We start from the raw sequence: 24,644 nt of genomic DNA, 5'->3' as shown, positions 1-24,644 counted from the left end.
CCGAGACTGCCCCGTCGCGGTCCTCCGCGGCTCCCCGGCAGCCGCCTCGCGCAGTTCCCCCGCAGCGGCCTCGCACAGCGCGTCCAGCACCGGCCGGATCAGCGGATGTCCTTCGGCGCCCCGGCGTACGGCGGCGAACACCCGGCGCGTGGGCGCGACCCCGTCCACCGGGCGCACCACCACACCGGTCAGGTCCATGCCGCGCAGCGCGGAACGGGGCACCAGGGCGACGCCCGCGTCGGCCGAGGCGAGCGCCACCACGGCCCGGAAGTCGTCGGAGGAGTGCTCCAGGCAGGGCTGGAACCCGGCGTTCTCGCAGGCCAGGACGACCACGTCATGGCAGGGGTTGCCGGGGTACGGGCCGATCCAGGGGTCCTTGGCCAGCTCGGCCAGAGGCACCTCGGCGGCCTCCGCGAGCCGGTGGGTGACGGGGACGACCGCGTCGAACGGCTCCGCGTACAGCGGCACATGGGTCAGCCGGGGGTCGTCGGCGGGCGGCGCCCCCCGGTACTCCACGGCCACCGCCACGTCCACCTGCCGGTCCAGCACCATCGGCAGGCTCTCGTCGCCCTCGGCGTCCCGGACGCGGATGCCGATCCCGGGCGAGGTGGCGGCGAGACGGGCCACTGCGGGCGCGACGACCTGCGCGATACCGGTCGCGAAGGCGGCCACCGTGACCGTGCCGGCCGCGCCCGAGCTGTACGCGGCCAGCTCGGCCTCGGCCCGCTCGAGCTGGGCGAGGACCAGGTTGGTGTGGCTGAGCAGGATCTCGCCGGCCGGGGTGAGGCGTACGCCCTTCGCGCCCCGCTCGACCAGCCGGTGGCCGGTCTCCTGCTCCAGGGCGGTCAGCTGCTGCGAGACCGCCGACGGGGTGAGGTACAGCGCGGCGGCAGCCGCCGTCACCGTGCGGTGGTCGGCCACCGCACGGAGGATGTGGAGCCGCCGCGCTTCGATCACCACCCGATTGTCTCAGCTCACCCGGCCAGCTCCGCCCGGGCGGCGACGAAGGCGTCCACGGCGCGGTCGACGTCGTCGGCGGAGTGCGCGGCGGACAGCTGGACGCGGATGCGGGCCTGGCCCTGCGGCACCACCGGGTAGGAGAAGCCGATCACGTACACGCCGCGCTCCAGCAGCAGCTCGGCCATCCGGCCCGCCTCGGCGGCGTCACCGATCATCACGGGGGCGATCGCGTGGTCGCCGGGGAGGATGTCGAAGCCCTCCTCGGTCATCCGGCGGCGGAACAGCGCGGTGTTCTCGGCGAGCCGCACCCGCAGGTCGTCGGCCGACTCCAGCAGGTCGAGCACCTTCAGCGAGGCGGCGGCGATCACCGGGGCCAGGGTGTTGGAGAAGAGGTACGGCCGGGAACGCTGGCGCAGCAGGGCGACGATCTCGGCGCGGGCGGCGACGTAGCCGCCGGAGGCGCCGCCGAGGGCCTTGCCGAGGGTGCCGGTGATGATGTCGACGCGGTCCATCACCCCGTGCAGCTCGGGGGTGCCGCGTCCGCCGGGGCCGACGAAGCCGACGGCGTGCGAGTCGTCCACCATGACCATCGCGTCGTAGCGGTCGGCGAGGTCGCAGATCTCGCGCAGCGGTGCCACGTACCCGTCCATGGAGAACACGCCGTCGGTGACGATCAGGCGCCTGCGCGCGTCCGAGGCCTCCTTCAGCTGCCGCTCCAGGTCCTCCAGGTCGCGGTTGGCGTACCGGAAGCGGCGGGCCTTGGACAGGCGGATGCCGTCGATGATCGAGGCGTGGTTGAGGGCGTCGGAGATCACGGCGTCCTCGGGGCCGAGCAGCGTCTCGAACACGCCGCCGTTGGCGTCGAAGCAGGAGGAGTACAGGATGGTGTCCTCCTGGCCGAGGAACGCCGACAGGCGGGCCTCCAGCTCCTTGTGCACCTCCTGCGTGCCGCAGATGAAGCGCACCGAGGCCATGCCGTAGCCCCAGCGGTCCAGCGCCTCGTGGGCGGCGGCGATCACCTCGGGGTGGTCGGCGAGGCCCAGGTAGTTGTTGGCGCAGAAGTTGAGGACCTCGCCGGGCCGCCCGCCGGCGGTCACGGCGACGGTGGCGGACTGCGGGGTGCCGATCACCCGCTCCGGCTTGTGCAGGCCGGCGGCGCGGATCTCGTCGAGGGTGGCGCGCAGGTCGTCGCGCACGGAGTCGAACATCGAAGAAGCTCCTAGAGGGATGCGGACGTCACACGGTCCAGTCGAGGATGACCTTGCCGCCGCGGCCGCTCGCCGCGTCGGCGAACGCCGCCTCGAAGTCGCGGTAGCCGTACCGGCCGGTGATCACGGGGGCGAGGTCGAGGCCGCCTTCGAGCAGCACCGACATCGCGTACCAGGTCTCGAACATCTCCCGGCCGTAGATGCCCTTGATGGTGATCATCGAGGTGACGATCCGGGCCCAGTCGACCGGGAACTCCTCCGCCGGCAGGCCCAGCACGGCGATCCGGCCGCCGTGCGTCATGTTGGCGATCATGTCGCGCATGGCCTCGGGCCGGCCGGACATCTCCAGGCCGATGTCGAAGCCCTCGCGCAGGCCCAGTTCGCGCTGCCCGTCCGCGATGGCGGCCTCGGAGACGTTCAGGGCGAGGGTGACCCCCGTCTTGCGCGCCAGTTCGAGCCGTTCCTCGCTCACATCGGTGATCATCACGTTGCGGGCGCCCGCGTGCCGCGCCACGGCCGCAGCCATCAGCCCGATCGGCCCGGCGCCGGTGATCAGCACGTCCTCGCCGACCAGCGGGAAGGACAGCGCGGTGTGCACGGCGTTGCCGAACGGGTCGAAGATCGCCGCCACGTCGAGGTCCACGGGCACGCGGTGCACCCACACGTTGGACGCGGGCAGGGCCACGTACTCCGCGAACGCCCCGTCGCGGCCGACGCCGAGTCCGACCGTCGCCCGGCACAGGTGGCGGCGCCCGGCCAGGCAGTTGCGGCACTTGCCGCACACCAGGTGGCCTTCGCCGCTGACCCGGTCGCCCACCGTGATGTCGGTGACGTCCCGGCCGGTCTCGACCACCTCGCCGACGAACTCGTGCCCGACCACCAGCGGGGTGCGGATCGCCTGCTGCGCCCAGCCGTCCCAGGACCGGATGTGCAGGTCGGTGCCGCAGATACCGGTGCGCAGCACCTTGATGAGCACGTCACCGGGTCCGACGGCGGGCTCCGGGACGTCCACGAGCCAGAGCCCGGGCTCCGCCTTCTCCTTGACCAGCGCCTTCAACGCTACGGCTCCTGAGGGTGAGTTCCCGGCCGGGGGCATGCCGAAGGGGCCCGCCGACGGGGGAAGGGGTGGAATCGCCTAGCAATCTGCCGTACGAGGATGCCCCGGGTCCATCGAGGTTTTCTTAAGCAGCGCCACAGCTTTGCTTCACACCCCCCGGAGGGGTCAACGCGGAGGGGTCAACGCGGACGGGTCACGCGGGAGGGACCCGGTACGCCGGTCCGCCCTCCAGTCGTACGGCGAGGTCCGCGGCCGTCGCCTTGATGGTCTCCAGACCGCCCCGGCCCCAGGCCCTCGGTGCCGTGTCGGCGACGGAGACCGTGCCGAGCACCATGCCGGTGGAGTCGATGAGCGGGGCGCCGAGGTAGGAGCGGATGCCGAACTCGTCGACGACCGGGTTGCCCGCGAACCGCGGATAGTCGCCCACGTCCTCCAGGACCAGCGCCTTGCGCCGCACCACGACGTGCGGGCAGAAGCCGTGGTCGCGGGGCAGCCGGCGGCCGAGCACCGGCCGGTCGCCGCCGTCGGGCCCGGCGGGGCCGCGGGCCGGGGCGTGCAGTCCGGCGTAGAACTGCCCGTCCTCGTCAGGGAAGTTCACCATGGCGTACGGCGTCGCGGTGTGCGCGGCGAGACGGGCCGCGTAGTCGTCGAGGGCGGGCTCCGGGCCCCGGCCGAGACCGAGGCCGCGCAGCCGCACGGTGCGGGCGGGGGCCTCCTTGTCGTCGGGGGTGAGCAGCAGGCGACCGGCCGGACGCGGCGGCTCGTAGCTCATGGCCGGGCTCCGTCGCCGGGGGCGGATGTCATGTGCGGCTCCGTACGGTGGGGCTGGGGTGCGGGTGTCACCGGTGGGCGCCGTGGCTCGGCGCGGGCACGGCGGGGGCGTGCGCGATCAGGTGCCGGACCAGGGTCAGCAGGGTCTGCACGCCGGAGGCGGAGATCCGGGCGTCGCAGCGCACCACGGGGATCCCCGGGTCGAGGTCGATGGCGGCGCGTACCTCCTCGGGGTCGTAGCGGTGGGCGCCGTCGAACTCGTTGACGGCGATGACGAAGCCGAGGCCGCGTTCCTCGAAGAAGTCGACGGCCGCGAAGCACTCCTCCAGACGGCGGGTGTCGGCGAGGACGACCGCGCCGAGCGCGCCCTCGGACAGCTCGTCCCACATGAACCAGAACCGCTCCTGCCCGGGGGTGCCGAACAGGTAGAGGACGTGGGAGGAATCGAGGGTGATGCGGCCGAAGTCCATGGCGACGGTCGTCTCCGTCTTGTTCTCGACGCCGTCGAGGTCGTCGGTCCCGATGCCGGCGGTGGTGAGGAGTTCCTCGGTGCTGAGCGGGGCGATCTCGCTGACGGCGCCCACGAACGTGGTCTTGCCGACCCCGAACCCGCCCGCGACGAGGATCTTCAGCGCGGTGGGGAAGGGATCGGCGCCGTCGTGGACGCCGTCGTCGCGGCCGGGGCCGCCGTACGCGGGGCCGCCGTACGGAAGGCCCCCGTTCGGGAGGCCGCCGTGCGCGGGGCCGCCGTCGCCGTGTTCAAAGCTGTCGTCGTAGTCCATCGAGCACTGCCTCCAGAAGGGCCCGGTCCGTGGGGGTGTGGTGGAACGCGGGGGGCTTGGTGGTGAGCGCCCCGCAGTCGAGGAGGTCCGCCAGCAGCACCTTGGCGACCGCTGCCGGCAGCTTCAGGTGGGCGGCGACCTCGGCGACCGAGACGGGCGCGTGGCACAGGTCCAGGGCTTGCGTGTGTTCCGGGGCGAGATGGCCGAGGGGGGTCGTTCCGGTGGCCATCACCTGCGAGATGAGGTCGAGCGCGACGGTGGGCCGAGTGCGGCCGTCGCTGACCGCGAACGGGCGTACCAGCCGTCCGGCCGCGTCGTCGAGCCACGGCCCGTCACCGGCCGCCGTCACGCTCAAGGCCTCATCGCCGTGGGTTCGACGGCGTGCTGCCTGGGCGCGGTCACGAGGTACGGGCGGACGCTCTTGACCAGCATCGCCATCTCGTACCCGAGGACGGCCGCGTCGGCCTCCCGGCCGGCGAGCACGGCGAGGCAGGTGCCGGAGCCGGCGGTGGTGACGAACAGCAGCGTCGAGTCCAGTTCGACGACGACCTGGCGGACGTCGCCGCCGTCGCCGAAGCGGACTCCGGCGCTGCGGCCGAGGGAGTACAGGCCGGAGGCCAGCGCGGCCATGTGGTCGGCGCTGTCGGGATCGAGGCCGTGGACGGACTTCACCAGTCCGTCGCAGGACAGCAGGACCGCGCTGCTGGTGTGCGGGACGCGCTGCACGAGGCCGCTCATCAGCCAGTCGAGATCGGATACATGGCCGGTGGGGGCTTCGCTCGCCATGGTGGATCGGCTCCTTGGGGTGCGGGTGGGGGTCGTGGTGGTGGGAAGGGTCATCCGGCCGGTGCGGTGCCGTCGTGACGGACGGTGGTCCGGTGGCCGGAGGCGGGGTCCTGCGCGGACGTGGGCGCGGGGTGCGTCAGGGGGGCGCGCGGCGGCTCCACGCGGCGAACGTCCAGCGGCGGTACGACCGTCATGCGGGGGCCGGTGGGGGGCATGGCGTCCGGGCCGGGGCCGTCCGGCGGTTCCAGGCTCTGCTGTGCCTCCGCGAGGCCGATGCCCCGCTGGAAGGCCGCCATCAGGCCGGGGTCGTGCCCGGCGGGCTCCTCGTCGTCCGGACGGGGGGCGGGGCCGCCGCGCAGTTGCGGGACGAGGTGTTCCTGGGCGCGACGGCGGGGCAGTCGCGGCTTGCCCATGGTGCCGCGCACGACTGCGCCGCGGCGCGGCGCGGGCGGCCCGCCCTCGCCCCCGGCGACGGCCGGCCGGTCCTCGGGCCGGATGCCGGGCGTGGCCTGCGCGGGGTTCGGCCGCTCCTCGTGCGGGCCGCGAACGGGAAGCGGCACGGGTGGCCGGCCGGGGGGCGGTGCCCCGTGGGCGGAGCCCGTCCCCGGGGCCGCGGCGGTGGCGGCGCCCGGCCCGGTCCCGGAGGCCGGGGCCGTGTGCGGGCGCTGCCCGGCCGGCCGGTGCGGCGGCTGCGGGGGGTCCTGGGGCGTCCGTGCCGCCGCCCCGGTGTCCCCCGCCGTGAGCGGTGGCCGCGCGGCGTCCCCGGCGTCGGCCGGTGCGGCCCCGAGCAGTTCCTGGGGGACGACGAGCACGGCCTGCACACCGCCGTAGATGTTGCTCTGCAGGCGGACCTCGATGCCGTGCCGGCGGGCGAGCTGGGAGACCACGTACAGTCCGATCCGGCCGTCCGCCAGCAGCCGGGCGACGTTGACCTGGTCGGGGTCGCCGAGTACGGCGTTCATCCGCTCCTGCTCGGCGACCGGCATGCCGAGGCCGCGGTCCTCGACCTCCACGGCGAGCCCGGAGGTGACAAGGCCGGCGCGGAGCAGCACCTGGGTGTGCGGGGCGGAGAACACGGTGGCGTTCTCGATCAGTTCGGCCAGCAGGTGGATCACATCGGCCACGGCGTGCCCACGCAGGGTGCCATCGACCGGCGGGACGAGTTTGACCCGCGAGTACTGCTCCACCTCGGCGATCGCCGAGCGCAGCACCTCGGTCATGGGGACCGGGTTGCTCCACTGCCGGCGGGAGACGGCTCCGCCGAGCACGGCGAGGTTCTCGGCGTGGCGCCGGATCCGGGTGGCGAGGTGGTCGACGTGGAACAGGCCCCTGAGCAGGTCGGGGTCCTCGATGTCCTGCTCCAGTTCGTCGAGGGCGGCGATCTCCCGGTGCACCAGCGACTGGAGCCGGCGGGCCAGGTTCACGAAGACCTCGAGCTTCTGCTCGCTGCGGGCCTGGCTGGAGAGCTGCGCGGCCTGGACGACGGCGGTGACCGCCCCGTCGTGGGCCCGGGCGAGGTCGGCGGCGAGCAGGTCGAAGTCGTCGGCGTCCTCGGGCGGCGGTCCGCCGGGCGTGCGGCGGGGAGGTGCCTCGCCGCGCCGCAGCCCTTCGACGAGGGCGCGCAGGTCGGCCTCGTGGCGGACACCGGCGCGGCGCAGCGCGGCGATGCGTTCGTGCACCGAGCGGGCGGCGCGTCCGGCGGCCACGGCGGCGATCAGGATGCCCGCGAGTGCCACGCAGACCGCTCCGGCGAGGACCGCCCACAGCGTGTGGCCGGTGCGCACCCCGGTGGAGCGCACGGTGAACAGCACGGCCGCGCAGCCGCCGAGGGCGACCGCGACGGGCGGCAGGACCGCGAGGCGCAGCAACTGGGACCGTATGTGGGCCTCGGGCAGTGCGGGGGCCGTGCGGGCGACCGGTCGTCCGTGCCGTCCGCCTTCACGGCGGTCTGCGCGTGCGGCCGGTGCGCGGAGGTGTGACATCGGTGTCCTCGTACTGGTCCGTCGGTCGGGGCCGGGCGCGCGGTGCCGCGCGGTGCGGGCAGGCGCCATGGCGGTGCCGGCCGGCGGGACCGCGGATGCGGCCCTGCGTCGCCCGACGGCCACTGACAGTAGTCGCCCGCCTCACCTGTGCGGTGGGCAGTTGACAAAGTCCCCCGCGGAGCGTCCCGCTCTGGTATGAGCACTCGTACGACAGGCCGATAACCCTGGTGTCTCGTCGGTCACTCGCCGAAAGTGAACGATCAGAGCTGGTCAGGAGCGGTCCGCATCGGACCGTGCGGCACCCCTCCCTTCCCCGCCCCGGCTCTCGCCCTCATGGACGCGCAACCGTTCGCCGGGCCCTTCACCACCGTCCGCCCCCGCCCACCCCTCCCCCACCACCGACACCGAGCCTGCGGGGAGCTTCACACACCGTCACCGCCGATGGGGCTCGTCACCGCCGCACGCCGGGCCCGGGTCGCCGGGCGCGACTGGCGGGGCAGGGGCGGCGGCGGCGGCACGCGGGTCCGACGGGACGTCTCGGCACCGACGAGCCGCTATACCGGTTCAAGACCAAGCCGGACCGATGCCGGACAGCGAGCGGAGTGTCACGAGACGACCACAGTTAACCAGCCGTCGACAACGTTGTCCACGTTCGAACGAGTGCCGCCGGGAACTCACTTAACCGGTTCGGCCAAAGGCATTGTGCTCGCGGGACGGCATCCATACGCTCGGGAATGCCGCAGGGCGGAAAATGGCCGAACCGGCGCGACACGCCGTCGTTTTCCCCGGGTCATGCCCGAGAGCGGGACGCCATCCGTCTCCCTCGGCGCCCTGCCGGCTGCGCGCGCACCGCACCACGCGACACAGGGACACCGGCACGGGGTGGCCTGTCATGCCCAGGTCACACCCTTGTGCCACGAGAGCCGGAGCATCCATGAGAACGAGAAAACTGGCCGCGGCCACAGGCACGATCCTCGCCGTCTGCGCCTCGCTGCTCGCCGTCGCACCGACCGCCCGGGCCGCGGACCCCGCCGGGTTCCACGTCCGCGACGGCCGGCTGCTGGACGCCGGCGGCAAGGACTTCGTGATGCGCGGGGTCAACCACGCGCACACCTGGTACCCCGCCCGCACCGACCAGGCGCTGAAGGACATCAAGGCCAAGGGCGCCAACACCGTCCGGGTGGTGCTCAGCACGGGCGACCAGTGGACCCGCAACGGCGCGGCCGACGTCGCCCACGTGGTCGCCGAGTGCAAGGAGAACCGCCTGATCTGCGTCCTGGAGGCGCACGACACCACCGGGTACGGGGAGGCCGGCGCAGCCGTCCCCCTGGGCAAGGCGGTGGACTACTGGCTCGGCGTCAAGGACGCGCTGGTGGGCCAGGAGAAGTACGTCATCGTCAACATCGGCAACGAGCCGTACGGCAACACCAACCACAGCGCGTGGACCGGCGACACCAAGACCGCCATCGCCCGGCTGCGGGCCGGGGGCCTGGACCACACGCTCATGGTCGACGCCCCCAACTGGGGCCAGGACTGGTCCTTCACCATGCGCGACAACGCGGCCGGTGTCTTCGCCGCCGACCCGGACGCCAACACCGTCTTCGACATCCACATGTACGGCGTCTACGACACCGCGGCCGAGGTGCGCGACTACCTCAGCCGGTTCGTGAACGCGAAACTCCCCATCGTCGTCGGTGAGTTCGGCGACATGCACTCGGACGGCAACCCGGACGAGGACGCCATCATGGCCACCGCGCAGTCGCTGGGCATCGGCTATCTGGGCTGGTCCTGGAGCGGCAACGGAGGCGGCGTCGAGTATCTCGACCTCGTCCAGGGCTTCGACGCCTCCCGCCCCACCGCCTGGGGACAGCGCCTCTTCGACGGGGCCAACGGCATCAGGGCCACCGCCAGGGAGGCGAGCGTCTTCTCCGGCACCGGCGGCGACACCACCGCGCCGACCGCGCCCGGCGCGCCGGCCGTATCGGACGTCACCGCCTCCGGCCTCCGGCTGAGCTGGCCGGCCGCCACCGACGACACCGCGGTGACCGGCTACGACGTGGTCCGGCTGGACGGCGGCCGGGAGACCCAGGTGGCCACCTCGGCCACCACCACGGCCACCGTGACGGGACTCGCCGCCGAGACCACGTACACCTTCGCCGTCTACGCCCGGGACGCGGCCGGCAACCGCTCGCCGCGCTCCGCCACGGTCACCGCCACCACCGCCCGCGGCTCCGGCACGGCGGCCTGCGCGGTGGAGTACCGGCTGAGCGACTGGGGCAGCTCGTTCAACGCCGAGGTCGTCATCCGCAACCGCTCCGCCCAGCCGATCGACGGCTGGGAGCTGGTCTTCGCCTTCCCCGGCACACAGCGGATCACCTCGGTCTGGAACGCGCGGGCCACCCAGGAGGGCAGCACCGTGCGCGCCGTGCACGAGTCCTGGACCCGGACGATCCCCGCGGGCGGTTCCGTGAGCTTCGGCCTCAGCGGCTCCTCCGCCGGCGGCAACGGCGTCCCCGCCGCGTTCACCCTCAACGGCGGGACCTGCTCCCGCTCCTGACCGGGACGCACACGAAGGGGCGCGGCCGGCGGCCGCGCCCCTTCTCTCATCCCGCCGGCGGGGGCGGCGCGGTCGAGGCGCGCGGCACCAGGGAGGGTGTCGCCACCGGCCGGGACGGCACGTCCTGCCCCGCGATCACGTCGAACAGCGTCCGCGCCACCTGGGCGCCGAACCCGTGCACGTCATGGCTCATCGCCGACAGCGTGGGATGGGTGAGCCGGCACAGCTGGGAGTCGTCCCAGGCCAGCAGCGACAGCTCGTCCGGGACGGCGACGCCCATCTCGGCGGCGACGCCGAGCCCGGCGACCGCCATGATGTCGTTGTCGTAGACGATGGCCGTCGGCCGCTCGCGAGCCAGCAGCAGCGTCCGCGTGGCGCGGGCGCCCTCCTCGCCCGAGAAGCCGGTCGCCAGGTGCAGGCCGCCGTCGAGCCCGAGGTCCGCCATCGTCCGCTGGAACGCCGCCGCCCGGATGGCGCTGTGGCCGAGGCCCGCCGGGCCGCCCACCCGGGCGATGCGCCGGTGGCCGAGGGCCACCAGATAGCGCACCGCCTCGGCGACGGCCGTGGCGTCGTCCGTCCACACCGAGGGGAGCCCTCCGGTGAGGGAGGGGTGGCCGACCGCGACGGCGGGCAGCCCGATCCCACCGAGCGGGCCGAGGCGCGGGTCGTCCCGGTGGAAGTCGACCAGGACGGAGCCGCCCACCTGGCGCTCCCGCCACCACCGCTGCTGGAGGTGGATCTCCTCCTCCAGGCTGCCCACCAGCCGCAGCAGCAGCGAGCAGGACCGCTCGGCGAGCACGCTCTCGATCCCGGAGACGAACTCCATGTAGAACGGCTCGAGACCGAGCAGCCGCGCGGGCCGGCAGATGGCCAGCCCGATGGCGTCCACCGACTGCCGGGACAGGCTGCGCGCCGAGGAGTTCGGCGCCCAGCCCAGTTCCCGGGCCACGGCGAAGATCCGCTCGCGGGTGGCCTCGGAGACGCCCGGCTTGTGGTTGAACGCCAGCGACACCGCGCCCTTGGAGACGCCCGCGGCGGCGGCCACGTCCTTGATGGTGACGCGCTCGGTGGGTGCGCTCACCTCTGGGCCACGCAGAACAGGGCGGCGCGTGCCGCGTCGGCGGTCACCGCGCCCGCGCCCCGCACCCGGAGCCGGACGTGCTCTCCGGGCAGCAGGGTGTGCAGCCCGGTGTCGCAGGCGGCGTCCGCGCCGAGCCGGTCGGGCTGGAGCAGAAGGTCGCGTACGAGGGTGTGTGCTGTCACCACGACCTCGACACTACCGCCGTCGCCGGCGGGCACGACCTCGACGTCGTAGCGCGGCGCGGGGTAGGCGAACTCCTTGTCCGGGACGGGGAAGTGGACCGCGCGCAGGCCGTCGGCGTCCGCGACCAGGAACTCCTTGCCCGACCGCTCGTCCGGCACCAGGTCGCGCGGTACGGCGTGCCGGGCCACCTCGCGCGCCCCGGCGGTCGCCTCGACCGTCGTGTGTCCCGCCACGGTGCCGTCCGCGCGCAGGCGGCGCAGGGTCACCGTCGCGCGCCAGAGGGCGGCGCCCTGGTTGATCACGGCGAGGGCGGGGCCGCCGGGGCCGGGCCGGAGGGTGAGGAGGCGGTCGGCGTAGACGCGGCGCAGCTCGTGGTGGAGCGGCTTGCGGCGGCCGTCGCCGTCGACGGCCGCCCAGGAGCTGACCGGCCAGCAGTCGTTGAGCTGCCAGACGACGGTGCCGGCGCAGACCGGCCAGTGCGCGCGCCAGTGCTCGATGCCGGCGGCGACGGCGCGGGCCTGGACGACCTGGGCGAGGTAGTGCCAGTGGTCGAAGTCGTCCTCGGGGAGCTCGAAGTGGCGGGCGATGCCGCGGTTCAGCTTGCCGTTGCCGTCCTCGGCCTTCTGGTGGTGGAGCATGCCCGGGGAGTCGGGGGCGAGTTCCTCGCCCGGCAGCGCGCGGCGCAGCGTGGCGTGGGCGGGGGGCGCCTGCCAGCCGAACTCGGCGACGAACCGGGGGACGGAGTCGCGGTACTCGGCGTAGTCGCGCCGGTTCCACACCTCCCAGGAGTGGTGGGTGCCGTGGGCCGGGTCGTTGGGGTGGTGGTCCCAGGAGCCGGACCAGGGGCTGCCCGCGGTGTAGGGGCGGGTGGGGTCGAGTTCGGCGACGATCCGGGGCAGCAGGTCCAGGTAGTAGCCGCCGCCCCAGGAGTCGCCCTCCAGGGCGGGCTCCCAGTCCCAGTCGCGGAAGCCCCACAGGTTCTCGTTGTTGCCGTTCCACAGCACGAGCGAGGGGTGCGGCATCAGCCGGACAACGTTGTCCCTGGCCTCCGCCTCGACCTCGCCGCGCAGCGGCTGTTCCTCGGGGTAGGCGGCGCAGGCGAAGAGGAAGTCCTGCCAGACCATCAGGCCGAGTTCGTCGCAGGTGTCGTAGAAGGCGTCGTCCTCGTAGATGCCGCCGCCCCAGACGCGTACGAGGTCGACGTTCGCCTCGGCGGCCTGGGTGAGGCGGGTGCGGTAGCGCTCGGGGGTGATGCGGGACGGGAAGGTGTCGTCCGGGATCCAGTTGACGCCGCGGGCGAAGATCCGTACGCCGTTGACGACGAAGGTGAAGCCCGTGCCGTGTTCGTCGGCCGAGCGGTCCAGCCGCACGGTGCGGAAGCCGATCCGGCGGTGCCAGGAGTCCAGCCGCCGCTCCTGCGGGCCGTCCTCGACGAGGGTCACCTCCAGGTCGTACAGCGGCTGTTCGCCGTATCCGCGCGGCCACCACAGGTCGACGTCCGGCACGTCCAGCGTGACGACGGCCCGGGTTCCGTCGACCGTGACCCGCTGTCGGACACCGCCCACCGAGGCGTGCACCGTGAGCGGGCGGCCGGCGCCGGACCCGGTGCGCTCGACGGCGACGTGGAGCTCGACCCGGCCGGTGCCGTCGTCGGCCGTCACCAGGGGCCGCACCTCGGCGAGCCGGGCGGTGGACCAGCGCTCCAGCCGGACCGGGCGCCAGATGCCGGCGGTGACCAGGGTGGGTCCCCAGTCCCAGCCGAAGCTGCAGGCCATCTTGCGGATGTACTGGAAGGGCTCCGGGTAGACGTTGGGCCGCTCGCCGGTCAGCGCGCGGACGGAGCCGGCCTCGTCGTAGGCGGACGCGAACTCGACGTGCAGCCGTCCGTGCCGGCCGGTGACGTCGAAGCGGTAGCGGCGGTGCATGTTGCGGGTGCGGCCCAGTTCCCGCCCGTCCAGGGTGATCGTCGCGGCGGTGTCGAGGCCGTCGAAGACGAGGTCGGTGCGCTCGTGGGAGTCCGCGGCGGTGTCGGCGGGGGCGAGGTCGCGGGCGTAGGTCCAGGCGCGGCGGCCCACCCACTGCACTTCCCGCTCGTTCAGGCCGGTGTACGGGTCGGGGATCTCCCCGGCGGCGAGCAGATCGGTGTGCACGCAGCCGGGGACCGTGGCGGGCAGCGGGTTCCCGTTGTGGTGGAGGCTCCAGCCCTCGGTGAGCGGAACGACTTCCTTCATGTGTGCGGCTCCTCTTGGCAGGACGGGCCTGTTTCGGTGTGCGACGCGGTTCAACCTAACGCGACCAGATGAACCGGTCTAGTCCCCCGGGCCGGGCAGCGACGACGTCAAAGACACAGGCCACAGTGCGGAACCGCGTGATCCGCTCGCAGAGCCAGGTAACGATTCCGCATCTCGGCGCGAAGCTGAGCTTTACCGGTTCACCAGCGGCTGACATAGTGCCGTCAACCACCGGAGCCCGAGCCGTAACCCTTGGAAGGAGTTGGGCACATGGGGAGGAAGACCCTGAGCGCCGCTCTGCTGGCCACCACGATGCTGACGGTCGTGGGGTGCAGCGGCGGAGGGACCCCGAACGCGAACGAGACCGCGGTCGCACCGCTGAACCCGAACGGTGTCTCGGGCACCATCACGGTCCTGACCAACCGTACGGACCTCGTGCAGAACGGCACGATGAAGAGGTACGCGGCGCGGTTCAACCGGATCTATCCCGAGGTGAAGGTCGAGTTCGAGGCCATCACCGACTACGAGGGCGAGGTCAAGATCCGGATGAACACCGAGGACTACGGTGACGTCCTGCTGATCCCCGCCTCGATCGCCAAGGGCGACTACCCGACGTTCTTCGCGCCGCTCGGCGCCACCCCGACGATGAAGGAGACCTACCGCTTCACCGACAAGACGGACGTGGACGGCAGGACCTACGGCATCGCCGCCTTCGGCACGGCCAACGGCTTCGTCTACAACAAGGCGCTGTGGAAGCGGGCCGGGATCACCGGCTGGCCCACCAGCCCGCGGGAGTTCCTCGACGACCTGAAGGCGGTCGGGGAGAAGACCGGGGCCACTCCGTACTACACCAACTTCAAGGACGGCTGGCCGCTCAGCAGCCCGTGGACCAACAGCATCGGCTCGGTCAGCTGTGACAGCCAGGCCTCCGACAAGCTCTCCGCGATCGACAAGCCCTGGCGGAAGGGCTCCGACCTCAACGTGATCGACACGCTGCTGCACGACATCGTCCACGCGAAGCTCTCCGAGAAGGACCCGAGCACCACCAACTGGGAGTCCTCCAAGACGCTGCTGGCCAAGGGGGAGATCGGCAGCATGCTGCTCGGCTCCTGGGCCGTCACGCAGCTGCGCGACGCCGCCGAGAAGGCCGGCGAGAACCCCGACGACATCGGGTTCATGCCCTTCCCGCACCAGTCGGACGGCCAGTTCTGCGCCACGCTGGTGTCGGACTACCAGATGGCCGTGAACATCCACTCCGAGCACAAGCCCGCCGCGCGCGCCTGGATCGACTGGTTCACCGAGAAGTCCGGCTACTCCGCGCACGAGGGCGCCGTCTCGGCGCTGAAGTCGGAGCCCTTGCCGGGCACGCTCGAAGACTATGTTGACAACGATGTCAAGCTGGTGGAGCGTTCGGAGGCGAAGACCGCCGAGGTCAACGCGATCGACAACGCCTCCGAGATCGGCCTGAACAAGCAGGACTACCGGCAGAAGCTGGTCGACATCGCCCGGGGCGCCCAGGACGGGTCGCTCGAGGACTACTTCGACGACCTCGACCGGCGCTGGGCCGAGGCCGCCCGGACCGCCGGCTCCTGACCGGCGCACGGCTGCGCCCGCCCCGGCGGGGAGCAGTCGTGCCGGCGCCCCGTGAGGACGACGAAAGGTTCTGGCCCGCTATGACCCGCACCACCACCTCGACCGCGGCCCCGCCGCCCGCCGCGCCGCACCCCGGCGAGCGGCGCACCCGGCGTTCCGCCGGCCGGCCGCGCACCTGGCGCGACCATCCCCTGCGCCGGGTCACCCCCTGGCTGTTCCTGCTGGTCCCCCTCGCCCTGCTGGTCACGTTCACGTACGTGCCGGTCGGCAACATGATCTACTACAGCTTCACCGACTGGGACGGCGTCAGCCCCGACCGCCACCACGTCGGCGCGGACAACTACGTCCAGCTGTTCACCCGGCCCGAGCTGTTCCGGGTGTTCGCGGTCAGCCTGTACTACCTGGCGGCGTCCGTCGTGCAGATCGCCATCGCGCTCTGGTTCGCCACCGTGCTCAGCTTCGACCTGCGGTTCAGGAACCTCTTCAAGGGCATCCTGTTCTTCCCCTACCTGATCAACGGGGTCGCCATCGGGTTCGTCTTCCTGTACTTCTTCCAGGACGGCGGCACGCTCGACGCGATCCTGTCGTTCCTCGGCGCCGGCACCGACCACGCCTGGCTGGGCGACCCCGAGTCGGCCAACACCTCGCTCGCCGGGGTCTCCGTGTGGCGCTTCACCGGGCTGAACTTCGTGCTGTTCCTCGGTGCGATCCAGTCCGTGCCCGGCGAACTGTACGAGGCGGCGCAGCTCGACGGGGCCACCCGCCGGCAGCAGTTCCGGCACATCATCGTCCCCGGCATCCGCCCGGTGCTCAGCCTGAGCGTCATCCTGGCGATCTCCGGATCGCTGTCCGTCTTCGAGATCCCGTACATCATGACCGGCGGCGCGACCGGCACCTCGACCTTCGTGATCCAGACGGTGAAGCTCGCGTTCCAGTTCAACAAGACCGGCCTGGCCTCGGCCTGCGCCGTGGTGCTGCTGCTGATCATCCTGCTGATCACGTGGGTCCAGCGCCGCCTGGTGCCCGACGAGAAGGTGGACCTCGTATGACCCTCACCGCCCCCGGCCGACCGCGGCGCCGGTCCCTCGGCATCGCCACCACGCTGACCTACGTGTCGCTCGTCGTCGCGTCCCTCGTGGTGCTGATCCCGCTCGCCGTCGTGTTCCTCACCTCGCTGAAGACGTCCCGGGAGGTCGCCGACGGCGGCGGTGCGCTGAGCCTGCCGGACGACTGGCTGAACTTCTCCAACTACGCGACCGCCTTCACCGACGGCCATATGCTCACGGCCTTCGGGAACACCGCGTTCATCCTGCTGTTCTCCATCACCGGCACGGTCGTCATCGGCTCGATGACCGCGTACGCCGTCGACCGCTTCGAGTTCCGGTTCAAGAAGCTGGTGATGGCCCTGTTCCTGATCGCCACGCTGGTGCCCGGGGTGACCACGCAGGTGGCGACCTTCCAGGTGGTCAACAGCTTCGGCCTGTTCGACACGCGCTGGGCGCCGATCCTGCTCTACATGGGCACGGACATCGTGTCGATCTACATCTTCCTGCAGTTCATCCGGGGCATCCCGACGTCGCTGGACGAGGCCGCGCGGCTGGACGGGGCGAACGCCTTCACCATCTACCGGAAGATCATCTTTCCGATGCTGAAGCCGGCGATCGCCACGGTCGTCATCATCAAGGGCATCACCACGTACAACGACTTCTACATCCCCTTCCTCTACATGCCCTCGGAGGACCTCGGCACCATCTCCACCGCGCTGTTCCGCTTCAAGGGGCCGTTCGGCGCGCACTGGGAGAACATCTCCGCGGGAGCGATCCTCGTCATCCTGCCCACCCTGCTGGTCTTCCTCTTCCTCCAGCGCTACATCTACAACGGCTTCGCGCAAGGGGCGACGAAGTAGCGCGGGAGGAGCGACGGACGGTGACCCGGCGCGCGGCGGAGCCTTCGGTTCCGCCGCGCGCCCGACTGCCGCAGGAGGGTGGGTCATCCCCCGGCTGCCGCAAGGGGGGTGGGTCATCCCCCGGCGGCCGGTGACTCCCCCTCCTGGGACGGTCGGCCGCGCACCCCGAGTGCCGCGATCACGGCGCCGAGGACGGTCAGTACCCCGGTGACCAGGGCGGCGCTGTGCACCCCGGACATGAAGGCGGTGTGGCTGCCCTCGACGACCGCGTTCGCCACCCGGGCCGGCATGTCGTCGGAGACGGGGGCGACGCCCATGGCGACGGCGTCCTTGGCCTCCCCCAGGCCCTGGGCCAGCGGTGCCGGGACGCCGGCGTCGGCGAGGGCGCCGGGGAGGGTGGCGCCGACCCGGCCGCTGATGAGCGAGACGAGGACGGAGGTGCCGAGTGCGCCGCCGACCTGGAGCGCCGTGGCCTGGAGTCCGCCCGCCACACCGCCGTCCCGGACCGGTGCGCCGCCGACGATCGCCTCGGAGGAGGCGGACATCACCATGCCGACGCCGAGGCCGAGGGCGATGAAGGGCGGCCACATCGTGGCGTACGCGGACTCGGCGGTCCAGGTGAGCAGGGCGAAGGCGGCGGCGGCCTGGAGGACCATGCCGAGGGGCATGGTCAGGCGCGGCCCGAACCTCTCGGTCAGCTTGGCGCCGAGCGGGGAGGCGACCACCGAGGCCAGACTCAGCGGCAGGGTGCGCACGCCCGCCTCGACGGGGGTGAAGCCGCGGACGTTCTGCAGGTAGAGCATGACGAAGAAGATCACGCCGAGCAGCACGAAGAAGTTCAGTGCGGTGATGACCGTGCCGATCGCCAGGGACGGGCTGCGGAACAGGCGCATGGGCAGGAGCGGGTGCGCGACACGCGTCTCGTACCAGCCGAAGACCAGCAGGAGCAGTACGCCGGCGGCGATGGCGCCCAGGGTGCCGGCCGCTGTCCAGCCCCATGTCTCGCCCTTGACGACACCGAGGACGACGGCGAGCAGGCCGGCCGCCAGCAGGACGACCCCGAGGATGTCGAACGTCTCCCGCGCGGCGGCGGTGTTCCTGCTCTGCGGCAGGACCAGGGCGCTGAAGACGAGCGCGACGACGCCGATGGGGGCGTTGAGGTAGAAGACCGACTCCCAGTCGACGTGCTGGACCAGCAGGCCGCCGACGATGGGCCCGAGAGCGGTGGACACCGAGGAGACCATCGCCCAGATGCCGACCGCCATCCCGAACTTGCGCGGCGGGAACACGGCGCGCAGCAGCGCGAGGGTGTTCGGCATCAGCAGGGCGCCGAAGAAGCCCTGTACGGCGCGGAAGGCGATGACGCCCTCGATGGACCCGGCGAGTCCGATGGCGACGGAGGCGACGGTGAAGCCCGCGACGCCGGTCAGGTACAGGGTGCGCCGCCCGAAGCGGTCGCCCAGCTTGCCGCCGAGGATCAGGGCGGCGGCGAGCGCCAGGAGGTAGGAGTTGGTGACCCATTGCAGGTCGGCGGTGCTCGCGTGCAGGGCGCGGCCGATCTCCGGGTTGGCGATGGAGACGACGGAACCGTCGAGTCCGACCATGAACAGCCCGAAGGCGACGGCGACGAGGGTCAGCCACGGGTTGTCCCGTACGCCGCGGGGCGCGTCCGTGGGCGGGGACGCGGCGGGCGGGGCGGCAACGGGCAGGGAAGGGGAGGGCATGGAGGTGGGGTGCCTGTTCTTGTCGTTCTTGCGGGGGACCGGTCCGGGGGTGGGCGCCGCGGGGCGCCGCGGGCAGGGTGCTCAGCCGGCGACGCGGACGCCCCGGTCCGCCCCGTTGCGGGCGGACGTGGCGGAACCGAAGGCGTCGAGCTGACCGTCGGTCCGAACGCGCGGCGCCGAACGGGTGGGGGAACCGGGAACAGACATGCCCTCCACTATAGGTACGACTACATACCTATAGCAAAATACTCAATGCGCCGTCGCCTGCTTCCATGCGCGTGGTCTCCGAGCGGAACCCATGGCCCACCTCCGGAGCGAGGCCGTGGTAGTGGCGGAAGTCGTGGATGAGCGGACTCCACCGCGCGGGGTCGACGTGCTGCGTGCCCGGCACGACGATGCGTTCGTCCGCGGGCACACGCGGCACCTCGCACTCCACCTTGAGGAAGAGCCCTTCCCCGCCGGGCGTCAGTGCCTTGCCCCCGGACCATCGGCGGGGTCCGCGCCCCGTCGAAGCGATCACCGGCCTCTTCGACGCTTCCCGGAGCTGCGGGAATCCGCGTGGCCGGCGAGGAGTCGCTGTGCCTGGTAGGCCTTGCCCATCGTGGTGAGCACCGTCGCGAGCAAGCCGACGACGGCCTTCGTCTCCGGGTGGCCGGCGCCGAGGACGCGCATGCTGCGCGCGAGGACGTCCTGCAGCAGGGCTTCGGCTGACTGGTGGTCGTGGAGCCGGTACAACACCGTGGCCAGGTTGCGTGCGGAGGCGAGCGTCGCCGGGTGGTCCTCCCCCATGACTCGGCGCCTCGACCTGAGAACGTGCTCGTGCAGCCATCGCGACTCGGTGTACTCCCCGAGGTCGTGCAGGGTGACGGCCAGGCCCTCCATGACGGTGAGGGTGTCGGGGTGGTCGTCACCGACCACCCGCCGGGACCGGGCGAGGACATCCTCCGCCAGCTCCCGGGCCGGAACCGGCTCGTGCAGACGGGCGAGGGCGACAGCCAGGATGTGGGCAGTCCTGAGGGTCCTCGGGTGGTCTTCCCCCAGAAGCCGACGGAGCCGCGCGAGGACGTCCTCGGCCAGTTCCCGCGCCGCGACCAGCTCACCGAGGCGGATCAGGATCTCCGCCAGGGTGTTCCCCGAGGCGAGCGTGGCGGAGTGGTCCTCGCCGAGGGTACGACGACGTCGTACGACGACGTCCTCGGCCAGTTCGCGCGCCGCGACCAGCTCGCCGAGATGACCGAGGATCCGCGCCAAGGTGTCCGCCGAGGTCAGGGTGTCGGGATGGTCCTCGCCGAGGACACGACGACGCCGTGCGAGGACCTCCTCGATCAAGGTCCGGGCCTCGGCCGTGTCCCCCGCATCGGCCGTCGCCAGGGCGGAGTACTGGGCCCACACGAGGGTCTCCGGGTGATCCGCGCCCATGGTGCGGGCCCACGACGCGTGGCACTCCCGGGACATCATCAGGGCCTCACCGACCTGCCCGCTGGCGAGCAGGTAGTGGGCCGCTCCGGCCAGCACCCGGCCCAGTGCCTGGAGGTCCTCCGGGGAATCGGGACGTGTCAGGAGGTGCGAGGTCAGAAGGGCCCAACTGTCCCAGCTCTCCGGGAGGTCCGGATCACCCGGCGAGACCTCGGCCAGAACCGTGACGACATCGGACCTTACCGCCGCGGCCTCCGCCTCACCCGTCCGGTCACGGACGATGGTCTGGGTCAGCCGGTGGATCTGCAGGGTGCCGCCGTCGATCCGCGCCAGGCCGTAGCGTGCGAGTGGCTGCAGCGCATGCTGCGGCCAGTGCGCCCCGGCGGTGGCGGGGACGGTCCTCAGCAGTCCTCGCGCACCCTCCAGCCAGTCGACGGGAATGGGCCCGGGGCCGAAGAACGACCCCAGGCTGAGGAGCGCCGCCGCGCCCGGGTGGTACGCGGCCAGGCCCTCCCTCGCGAGTGCCACCGTCGCCGCCAGGGACGTCGGGTAGGCGGGGACGGCCCCCTCGTTCAGCAGTGCGGTCGTGGTGCGCGACAGGATGCCCAGGTACTGCTGGGCCGGCATGCCGGCACCGATGACTCCGGCGGCCTGGGCCAGGGCGAGCGGAAGATCCCCGAGTTCCCGGGCGAGCGTGTCCGCCTCGTCCCCGGTGAGTGCGGGAAGGCGCGTCGTGAGGTAACGGCGGGCGTCGGCACGGGAGAACACGTCCAGGCCGATCGTGCTCACCAGGCCCTGCCACTGCGGGTTGCGGGAGGTGATCAGGACGTGACCGGGGCCGGCCGGGAGCATTCCGGCACAGGCCTGCGGATCGTTCGCGTCGTCGAGGACGACCAGCCATCGCTCCGTGCCGGCCAGATGCGCGAGGGCGGCTCCGGCGTTCCATTCGACTTCCCTGCCCGGGTCGGCGATGCCCAGCCGCGTGGCCAGCTCGCCGAACTGGACGGGCAGGTGCTCCGGTTGTCCGCCGTCGACCCACCACACGATGTCGTACTGCTCCGCGAAGCGGTGCGCGTACTCCACGGCGACCTGGGTCTTCCCGACGCCGCCCATCCCGTGCAGTGCCTGGATCGCCACCGGGCTGCCGACGGTCAGTGTGTCGCGGAGGTGGTCGATCAACTCCTCACGGCCGGAGAAGTCCGGGTCGCGCCTCCGTACGTTCCAGACCCGGGGCAGGCTTCCGCCGTGCGGCAGCCTGGGGGGCGGCCGCTTGCCGTGGGCGCGGGGAGCAGCAGTCCGGGGCGGGCCGCAGGCGTCGCCGACCGCCCGCAGGAGGGCCCGTACGGCGGCCGGCTCGTCGAGTCCGTGCAGGACGGTGCCCACGCTGCGGGCCGGCGGCTCGGGGACATCCACGGGCTCGACCAGCAGGGGAACGTACGGCACGCCGGCCGCCACGGCGGCCGCGGTCCGGCCTTTCCCGCCCGCGACGCTCACATAGTCCCGCGAGAGCAGAGCCGCCACCGCGTCCGCCCTGCCCGTAGCCGTCCCCGGGTCCTGGGATTCGCCGGCCCGCAGCAGGCGCAGTCCGGCCCCGTACCCGGCTCGCTCCAGCTGCCAGGCCACCCACTCCGCCCACATCCGGTCCTGCGCGGCGTAACTGATGTGCACCTTCGCCGAGTCGGCCGCGCCTGGGGCGTCCGGCTCCGTCCGCGGCTCCGCCGGGGCGTGCGGCGCGCCCATCCGGGACATGTCCGCCCGGGAGGCCCTGGCGAACGCCGCGCCCTCGGCCTCCACCGTCACGCCTCGGGGTGACACGCCCGTCAGTGCTGCCCGGATGCTGCGCGGATGGCCGTAGCGAGGTCTCAGATACTCCGTCAGTCGCGTACGGAGGAGGTCCCTGACCTCCTCCACGTCGGTGCGGTACTGGGCGGCCAGCAGAGCGTCCCGGGTCTGCGGGGAGAACTCGAAGCGCAGTTCCCCGTCGGCGGTACGGCCTTCCGGGCCGGTGGTACGGCGCAGGAGTCCGCCGAGGAAGACCTCCGCCAGGTCGCTGCGGGACGAGCCGGGCAGCAAGGCCTGCTGCACGAGGCGGGCCATGGGAACGGTCACCGTCGGGAGCGCGGAGAGCAGCCCTGCGAGCCGCCAGGCGCCGGGTGAGGAGGAGGCGCGGAACCGGCGGATCGCCACCTCCGGGGATACCTCGGCCGGTGTCGCGACGGGTCTCCCGGGCGGGCGGCGGGCCGGCGGCCGCGCGGGTGCGAGGAGCAGGGCCGCGGCGCTGGTCCACCGGCCGTTGCCCGCCGTCATCTCGGCCCAGGCCCGCACGGAACGAGGCTCCAGGTCGATGACGGGGACCGGGACGACGGCCGCGCCCTGACGGAGACGGTGCCGATCCCCGTGGTGATCCGGTGGCACGGTCGGGGACACGACCTTCCAGCGGGCGTTGGGCAGCCCGGGCCGCGGGATGTGCATCCGGGTCGGAGCGGGCGCGATGCCGACCCGGTTCCACAGGTCGGCCGGGAGCAGGTGGGCCAGGGCCACCTGGGCACGGCCCGCCCAGCCGGTGAGCAGGTGGTGTGCGGCGCCGGTCCGCCACATGCCGCCCACCGTATCGCTGAGCACGAGGATCAGTTGGTCGCCCGCCGGGTCGACGATCTCGCGGGGGTGCCGGGGCGGGCGGTGCGCGGCGGGGTGGGGGCGCAACTCGACAGCGCTGCCGTCGGTGGACGGCAGGAGGTTCCAGCGGCGGATGTCCCGGAAGGCGCCCAGCCGCGCCAGCTCGCGCTGGATCTCGTTGACCTCGTCCTGCCACAGGCTCATCGACGGACCGCAGTCCACGACGAGGGTGAGGCGAAGCCACCGGCTCGGCTCGGGGCGGAGCACGGGGAGGAGGACGTCCTCGTCCACCAGCCGGGTGACGGTCGCCTCCTCGTCGAGTTGGAAGGCGGTGCGCGACGGAACCTTGCGGGTCAGGGGTTTCAGCGACCGGGCGAGCGCCAGGGCGTGCGGCAGGGACGCGGCGGCCGGGACACGGACGGGGGTGCCGGAGGTGCAGGCACCCCCGTCCGTGCCGTCCCGCGGGCCGGTACCGGTGGCATGGACGCCCAGCGCATCCTGGCCGGAGGCGGAGTCCTCCCAGTCCGGTCGCCCCGACGGTTCCTCGGGCGCTTCCCCGGCTGTCCCTTCCGCCGCGGGCGGGTGCGGCCCGGCACCCGTCGGATCGCCGCTGCTGCCCGACGGCCGGCCCGGCGGGAGCACCCGCTGTGCGAGCCACAGGATGTCCGCCAGTTCCTCGGCCCCGGGGTCGTCGACCCCGCCGCGGGCCAGCAGCGCGAGGAGGTCGGAGATCACGTGGCGTCCGGTCCGCTCAACTGGTGCATGGTCGCGTCGGCCAGCCGGGCGAGGTCCTCAGGGGCGGTCCAGGCGCCGGCCAGCCGGAGCTGGACCGCGTTGAGCAGCTGGTCGGTCGCCAGCTCGCCATGGCTGCGGCGCTTGAGGAAGGTTTCGATGACACCGCCGGGCCCCCGTGCCTCGTCGGCCGCCTGCCGGCCGATGCGCCGCACGATGATGCGGTGCAGCTTGTCCTCGTCGGGCAGCGGCAGGTTGAGGCGGATGCACCGGCGCAGGAAGGCGGGCGGGAACTCCCGTTCACCATTGCTGGTGAGCACGACGACCGGGAAGGCTCGGCACCGCACCCGGCCGCCGACGATCCAGGCCCGGCCCGCTTGGTCGTCGGTGCCCACCGCGACCCTCGGCGTGGACTCGGACAGCCGGACGAGTTCGGGGATGTCGAACCGTCCCTCGTCCAGGACGGTCAGGAGATCCCCCGGCAGGTCGATGTCACCCTTGTCGATCTCGTCGATGAGCAGGACACGAGGCCGCTCGGTGGGCAGGAACGCGGTGCCCAGCGGCCCGAGTTGCAGGTATCGGCCGATCGACCCACCCGGATCGGTGCTCTCGGCGGGGAGCTGGTCCGGCCGCTGCTCCAGCCGCCCGAGGTTGGCGTCCTCCAGCCGCCGCAGCGCGTCGTACCGGTACAGGCCGTCCCGCAGGGTGGTCCTGCTGGTGATGGGCCAGCGCAGCACCGGTCCCAGTTCCAGGTCCTCGGCGATGCTGTGGGCGAGGGTGGACTTCCCCGCGCCCGGGACACCGGTGACCAGCAGCGGGCGGCGCAAGTACAGGGCGGTGTTGACGAGGTCGATCTCCGGCTCGTCGGCGATGTAGCCGGCGCCGCGTTCCCGGTCGGCGGCATAGCGCTCGTCGTCCAGAGAGGGCACCTCGTAGCCGAGGTCGACCTCACCGTCGAACGTCCGCCAGGGAGGCTGGTGTTCGGCGAGCCGGGCCAGCCGGTCCGTGGCCCGGTCGCCCTTGTAGATCCACCAGTCTTTCACGGCACCTCCGGTCGTC

At 72.7% G+C, this 24,644-nt stretch carries 17 protein-coding genes and 2 pseudogenes; 4 read left to right on the top strand and 15 right to left on the bottom strand.

All coding sequences use genetic code 11. The features are described from left to right. Positions 1-60: 60 nt before the first annotated feature. The 8 genes and pseudogenes from SGLAU_RS28070 to SGLAU_RS28035 form a co-directional block, all read right to left on the bottom strand. Positions 61-957: pseudogene (locus tag SGLAU_RS28070) on the bottom strand (LysR family transcriptional regulator); the annotation flags it as partial. Positions 958-974: 17 nt separating this feature from the next. Next, entirely contained in the window at positions 975-2,168 is a 1,194-nt protein-coding gene (locus SGLAU_RS28065; protein ID WP_043505331.1) for a glycine C-acetyltransferase, read from the bottom strand. A gap of 28 nt (positions 2,169-2,196) precedes the next feature. Further along, positions 2,197-3,225, bottom strand: coding sequence for an L-threonine 3-dehydrogenase (tdh, locus tag SGLAU_RS28060; RefSeq protein ID WP_043505329.1), 1,029 nt, complete (start codon positions 3,223-3,225; stop codon positions 2,197-2,199). A gap of 193 nt (positions 3,226-3,418) precedes the next feature. Further along, positions 3,419-3,997, bottom strand: a complete 579-nt coding sequence (locus tag SGLAU_RS28055; protein ID WP_043505328.1) for a GAF domain-containing protein — start codon at positions 3,995-3,997, stop codon at positions 3,419-3,421. A gap of 67 nt (positions 3,998-4,064) precedes the next feature. Beyond that, positions 4,065-4,778 carry a GTP-binding protein gene (locus tag SGLAU_RS28050; RefSeq protein WP_043505326.1) on the bottom strand — a complete coding sequence of 238 codons (714 nt, stop codon included), beginning with the start codon at positions 4,776-4,778 and terminating at the stop codon, positions 4,065-4,067. After that, entirely contained in the window at positions 4,756-5,127 is a 372-nt protein-coding gene (locus SGLAU_RS28045) for a DUF742 domain-containing protein (protein ID WP_043505325.1), read from the bottom strand. The genes SGLAU_RS28050 and SGLAU_RS28045 overlap by 23 nt, the downstream gene beginning before the upstream one ends. Positions 5,128-5,129: 2 nt before the next feature. After that, on the bottom strand, positions 5,130-5,564 hold the full coding sequence (locus tag SGLAU_RS28040; protein ID WP_043505324.1) for a roadblock/LC7 domain-containing protein: 435 nt from the start codon (positions 5,562-5,564) through the stop codon (positions 5,130-5,132). A 50-nt stretch (positions 5,565-5,614) separates the two neighbouring features. Then, a complete protein-coding gene (locus SGLAU_RS28035) occupies positions 5,615-7,546 on the bottom strand; it encodes an ATP-binding protein (protein ID WP_043505322.1) in 1,932 nt (643 codons plus the stop codon). Between the two features lie 934 nt (positions 7,547-8,480). Between SGLAU_RS28035 and SGLAU_RS28030 the strand changes: the two genes are divergently transcribed. Further along, positions 8,481-10,103 (top strand): cellulase family glycosylhydrolase, encoded by a 1,623-nt coding sequence (locus tag SGLAU_RS28030; protein WP_043505321.1) that lies wholly within the window; start codon positions 8,481-8,483, stop codon positions 10,101-10,103. 46 nt (positions 10,104-10,149) lie between these two features. Here the strand turns inward: SGLAU_RS28030 and SGLAU_RS28025 are convergent, their stop codons facing one another. Next, positions 10,150-11,184 (bottom strand): LacI family DNA-binding transcriptional regulator, encoded by a 1,035-nt coding sequence (locus tag SGLAU_RS28025; protein WP_043505320.1) that lies wholly within the window; start codon positions 11,182-11,184, stop codon positions 10,150-10,152. Further along, positions 11,181-13,598, bottom strand: a complete 2,418-nt coding sequence (locus SGLAU_RS28020; protein ID WP_043505319.1) for a glycoside hydrolase family 2 protein — start codon at positions 13,596-13,598, stop codon at positions 11,181-11,183. The genes SGLAU_RS28025 and SGLAU_RS28020 overlap by 4 nt, the downstream gene beginning before the upstream one ends. 270 nt (positions 13,599-13,868) lie before the next feature. Here SGLAU_RS28020 and SGLAU_RS28015 point away from each other — a divergent pair, with 270 nt between their 5' ends. The 3 genes from SGLAU_RS28015 to SGLAU_RS28005 all read left to right on the top strand — a co-directional run bounded on the left by SGLAU_RS28015 (position 13,869) and on the right by SGLAU_RS28005 (position 17,097). Then, positions 13,869-15,191, top strand: a complete 1,323-nt coding sequence (locus SGLAU_RS28015) for an ABC transporter substrate-binding protein (protein WP_043505318.1) — start codon at positions 13,869-13,871, stop codon at positions 15,189-15,191. Between the two features lie 80 nt (positions 15,192-15,271). Next, positions 15,272-16,240, top strand: coding sequence for a carbohydrate ABC transporter permease (locus SGLAU_RS28010; protein WP_043505316.1), 969 nt, complete (start codon positions 15,272-15,274; stop codon positions 16,238-16,240). Then, complete coding sequence (locus SGLAU_RS28005) at positions 16,237-17,097, top strand: carbohydrate ABC transporter permease (protein WP_043505314.1); 861 nt, start codon at positions 16,237-16,239, stop codon at positions 17,095-17,097. The genes SGLAU_RS28010 and SGLAU_RS28005 overlap by 4 nt, the downstream gene beginning before the upstream one ends. Positions 17,098-17,210: 113 nt before the next feature. On the opposite strand, the gene SGLAU_RS28000 is transcribed toward SGLAU_RS28005, so the two are convergent. The 5 genes and pseudogenes from SGLAU_RS28000 to SGLAU_RS27985 all read right to left on the bottom strand — a co-directional run bounded on the left by SGLAU_RS28000 (position 17,211) and on the right by SGLAU_RS27985 (position 24,628). Further along, entirely contained in the window at positions 17,211-18,821 is a 1,611-nt protein-coding gene (locus SGLAU_RS28000) for a DHA2 family efflux MFS transporter permease subunit (RefSeq protein WP_043505313.1), read from the bottom strand. Positions 18,822-18,902: 81 nt separating this feature from the next. Then, positions 18,903-19,028, bottom strand: coding sequence for a hypothetical protein (locus SGLAU_RS36765; protein WP_279628011.1), 126 nt, complete (start codon positions 19,026-19,028; stop codon positions 18,903-18,905). 28 nt (positions 19,029-19,056) lie between these two features. Continuing rightward, a pseudogene (locus SGLAU_RS27995) lies at positions 19,057-19,290 on the bottom strand (flavin reductase family protein); the annotation flags it as partial. Between the two features lie 47 nt (positions 19,291-19,337). Further along, complete coding sequence (fxsT, locus tag SGLAU_RS34600; protein ID WP_099052868.1) at positions 19,338-23,588, bottom strand: FxSxx-COOH system tetratricopeptide repeat protein; 4,251 nt, start codon at positions 23,586-23,588, stop codon at positions 19,338-19,340. After that, complete coding sequence (locus SGLAU_RS27985; RefSeq protein ID WP_043505310.1) at positions 23,585-24,628, bottom strand: AAA family ATPase; 1,044 nt, start codon at positions 24,626-24,628, stop codon at positions 23,585-23,587. The genes fxsT and SGLAU_RS27985 overlap by 4 nt, the downstream gene beginning before the upstream one ends. Positions 24,629-24,644: the final 16 nt, after the last annotated feature.

The sequence above is a fragment of the Streptomyces glaucescens genome, from assembly GCF_000761215.1.
Lineage (GTDB): Bacteria > Actinomycetota > Actinomycetes > Streptomycetales > Streptomycetaceae > Streptomyces > Streptomyces glaucescens_B.
This window is presented reverse-complemented; position numbering and strand designations above follow the sequence as displayed.

Excerpts from the sequence above, each read along its gene's own strand:
- SGLAU_RS28065 (WP_043505331.1), bottom strand. The coding sequence starts at position 2,168 with ATGTTCGACTCCGTGCGCGACGACCTGCGCGCCACCCTCGACGAGATC.
- SGLAU_RS28055 (WP_043505328.1), bottom strand. The coding sequence starts at position 3,997 with ATGAGCTACGAGCCGCCGCGTCCGGCCGGTCGCCTGCTGCTCACCCCC.
- SGLAU_RS28050 (WP_043505326.1), bottom strand. The coding sequence starts at position 4,778 with ATGGACTACGACGACAGCTTTGAACACGGCGACGGCGGCCCCGCGCAC.
- SGLAU_RS28040 (WP_043505324.1), bottom strand. The coding sequence starts at position 5,564 with ATGGCGAGCGAAGCCCCCACCGGCCATGTATCCGATCTCGACTGGCTG.
- SGLAU_RS28035 (WP_043505322.1), bottom strand. The coding sequence starts at position 7,546 with ATGTCACACCTCCGCGCACCGGCCGCACGCGCAGACCGCCGTGAAGGC.
- SGLAU_RS28030 (WP_043505321.1), top strand. The coding sequence starts at position 8,481 with ATGAGAACGAGAAAACTGGCCGCGGCCACAGGCACGATCCTCGCCGTC.
- SGLAU_RS28020 (WP_043505319.1), bottom strand. The coding sequence starts at position 13,598 with ATGAAGGAAGTCGTTCCGCTCACCGAGGGCTGGAGCCTCCACCACAAC.
- SGLAU_RS28015 (WP_043505318.1), top strand. The coding sequence starts at position 13,869 with ATGGGGAGGAAGACCCTGAGCGCCGCTCTGCTGGCCACCACGATGCTG.
- SGLAU_RS28010 (WP_043505316.1), top strand. The coding sequence starts at position 15,272 with ATGACCCGCACCACCACCTCGACCGCGGCCCCGCCGCCCGCCGCGCCG.
- SGLAU_RS28005 (WP_043505314.1), top strand. The coding sequence starts at position 16,237 with ATGACCCTCACCGCCCCCGGCCGACCGCGGCGCCGGTCCCTCGGCATC.
- SGLAU_RS28000 (WP_043505313.1), bottom strand. The coding sequence starts at position 18,821 with ATGCCCTCCCCTTCCCTGCCCGTTGCCGCCCCGCCCGCCGCGTCCCCG.
- SGLAU_RS36765 (WP_279628011.1), bottom strand. The coding sequence starts at position 19,028 with ATGTCTGTTCCCGGTTCCCCCACCCGTTCGGCGCCGCGCGTTCGGACC.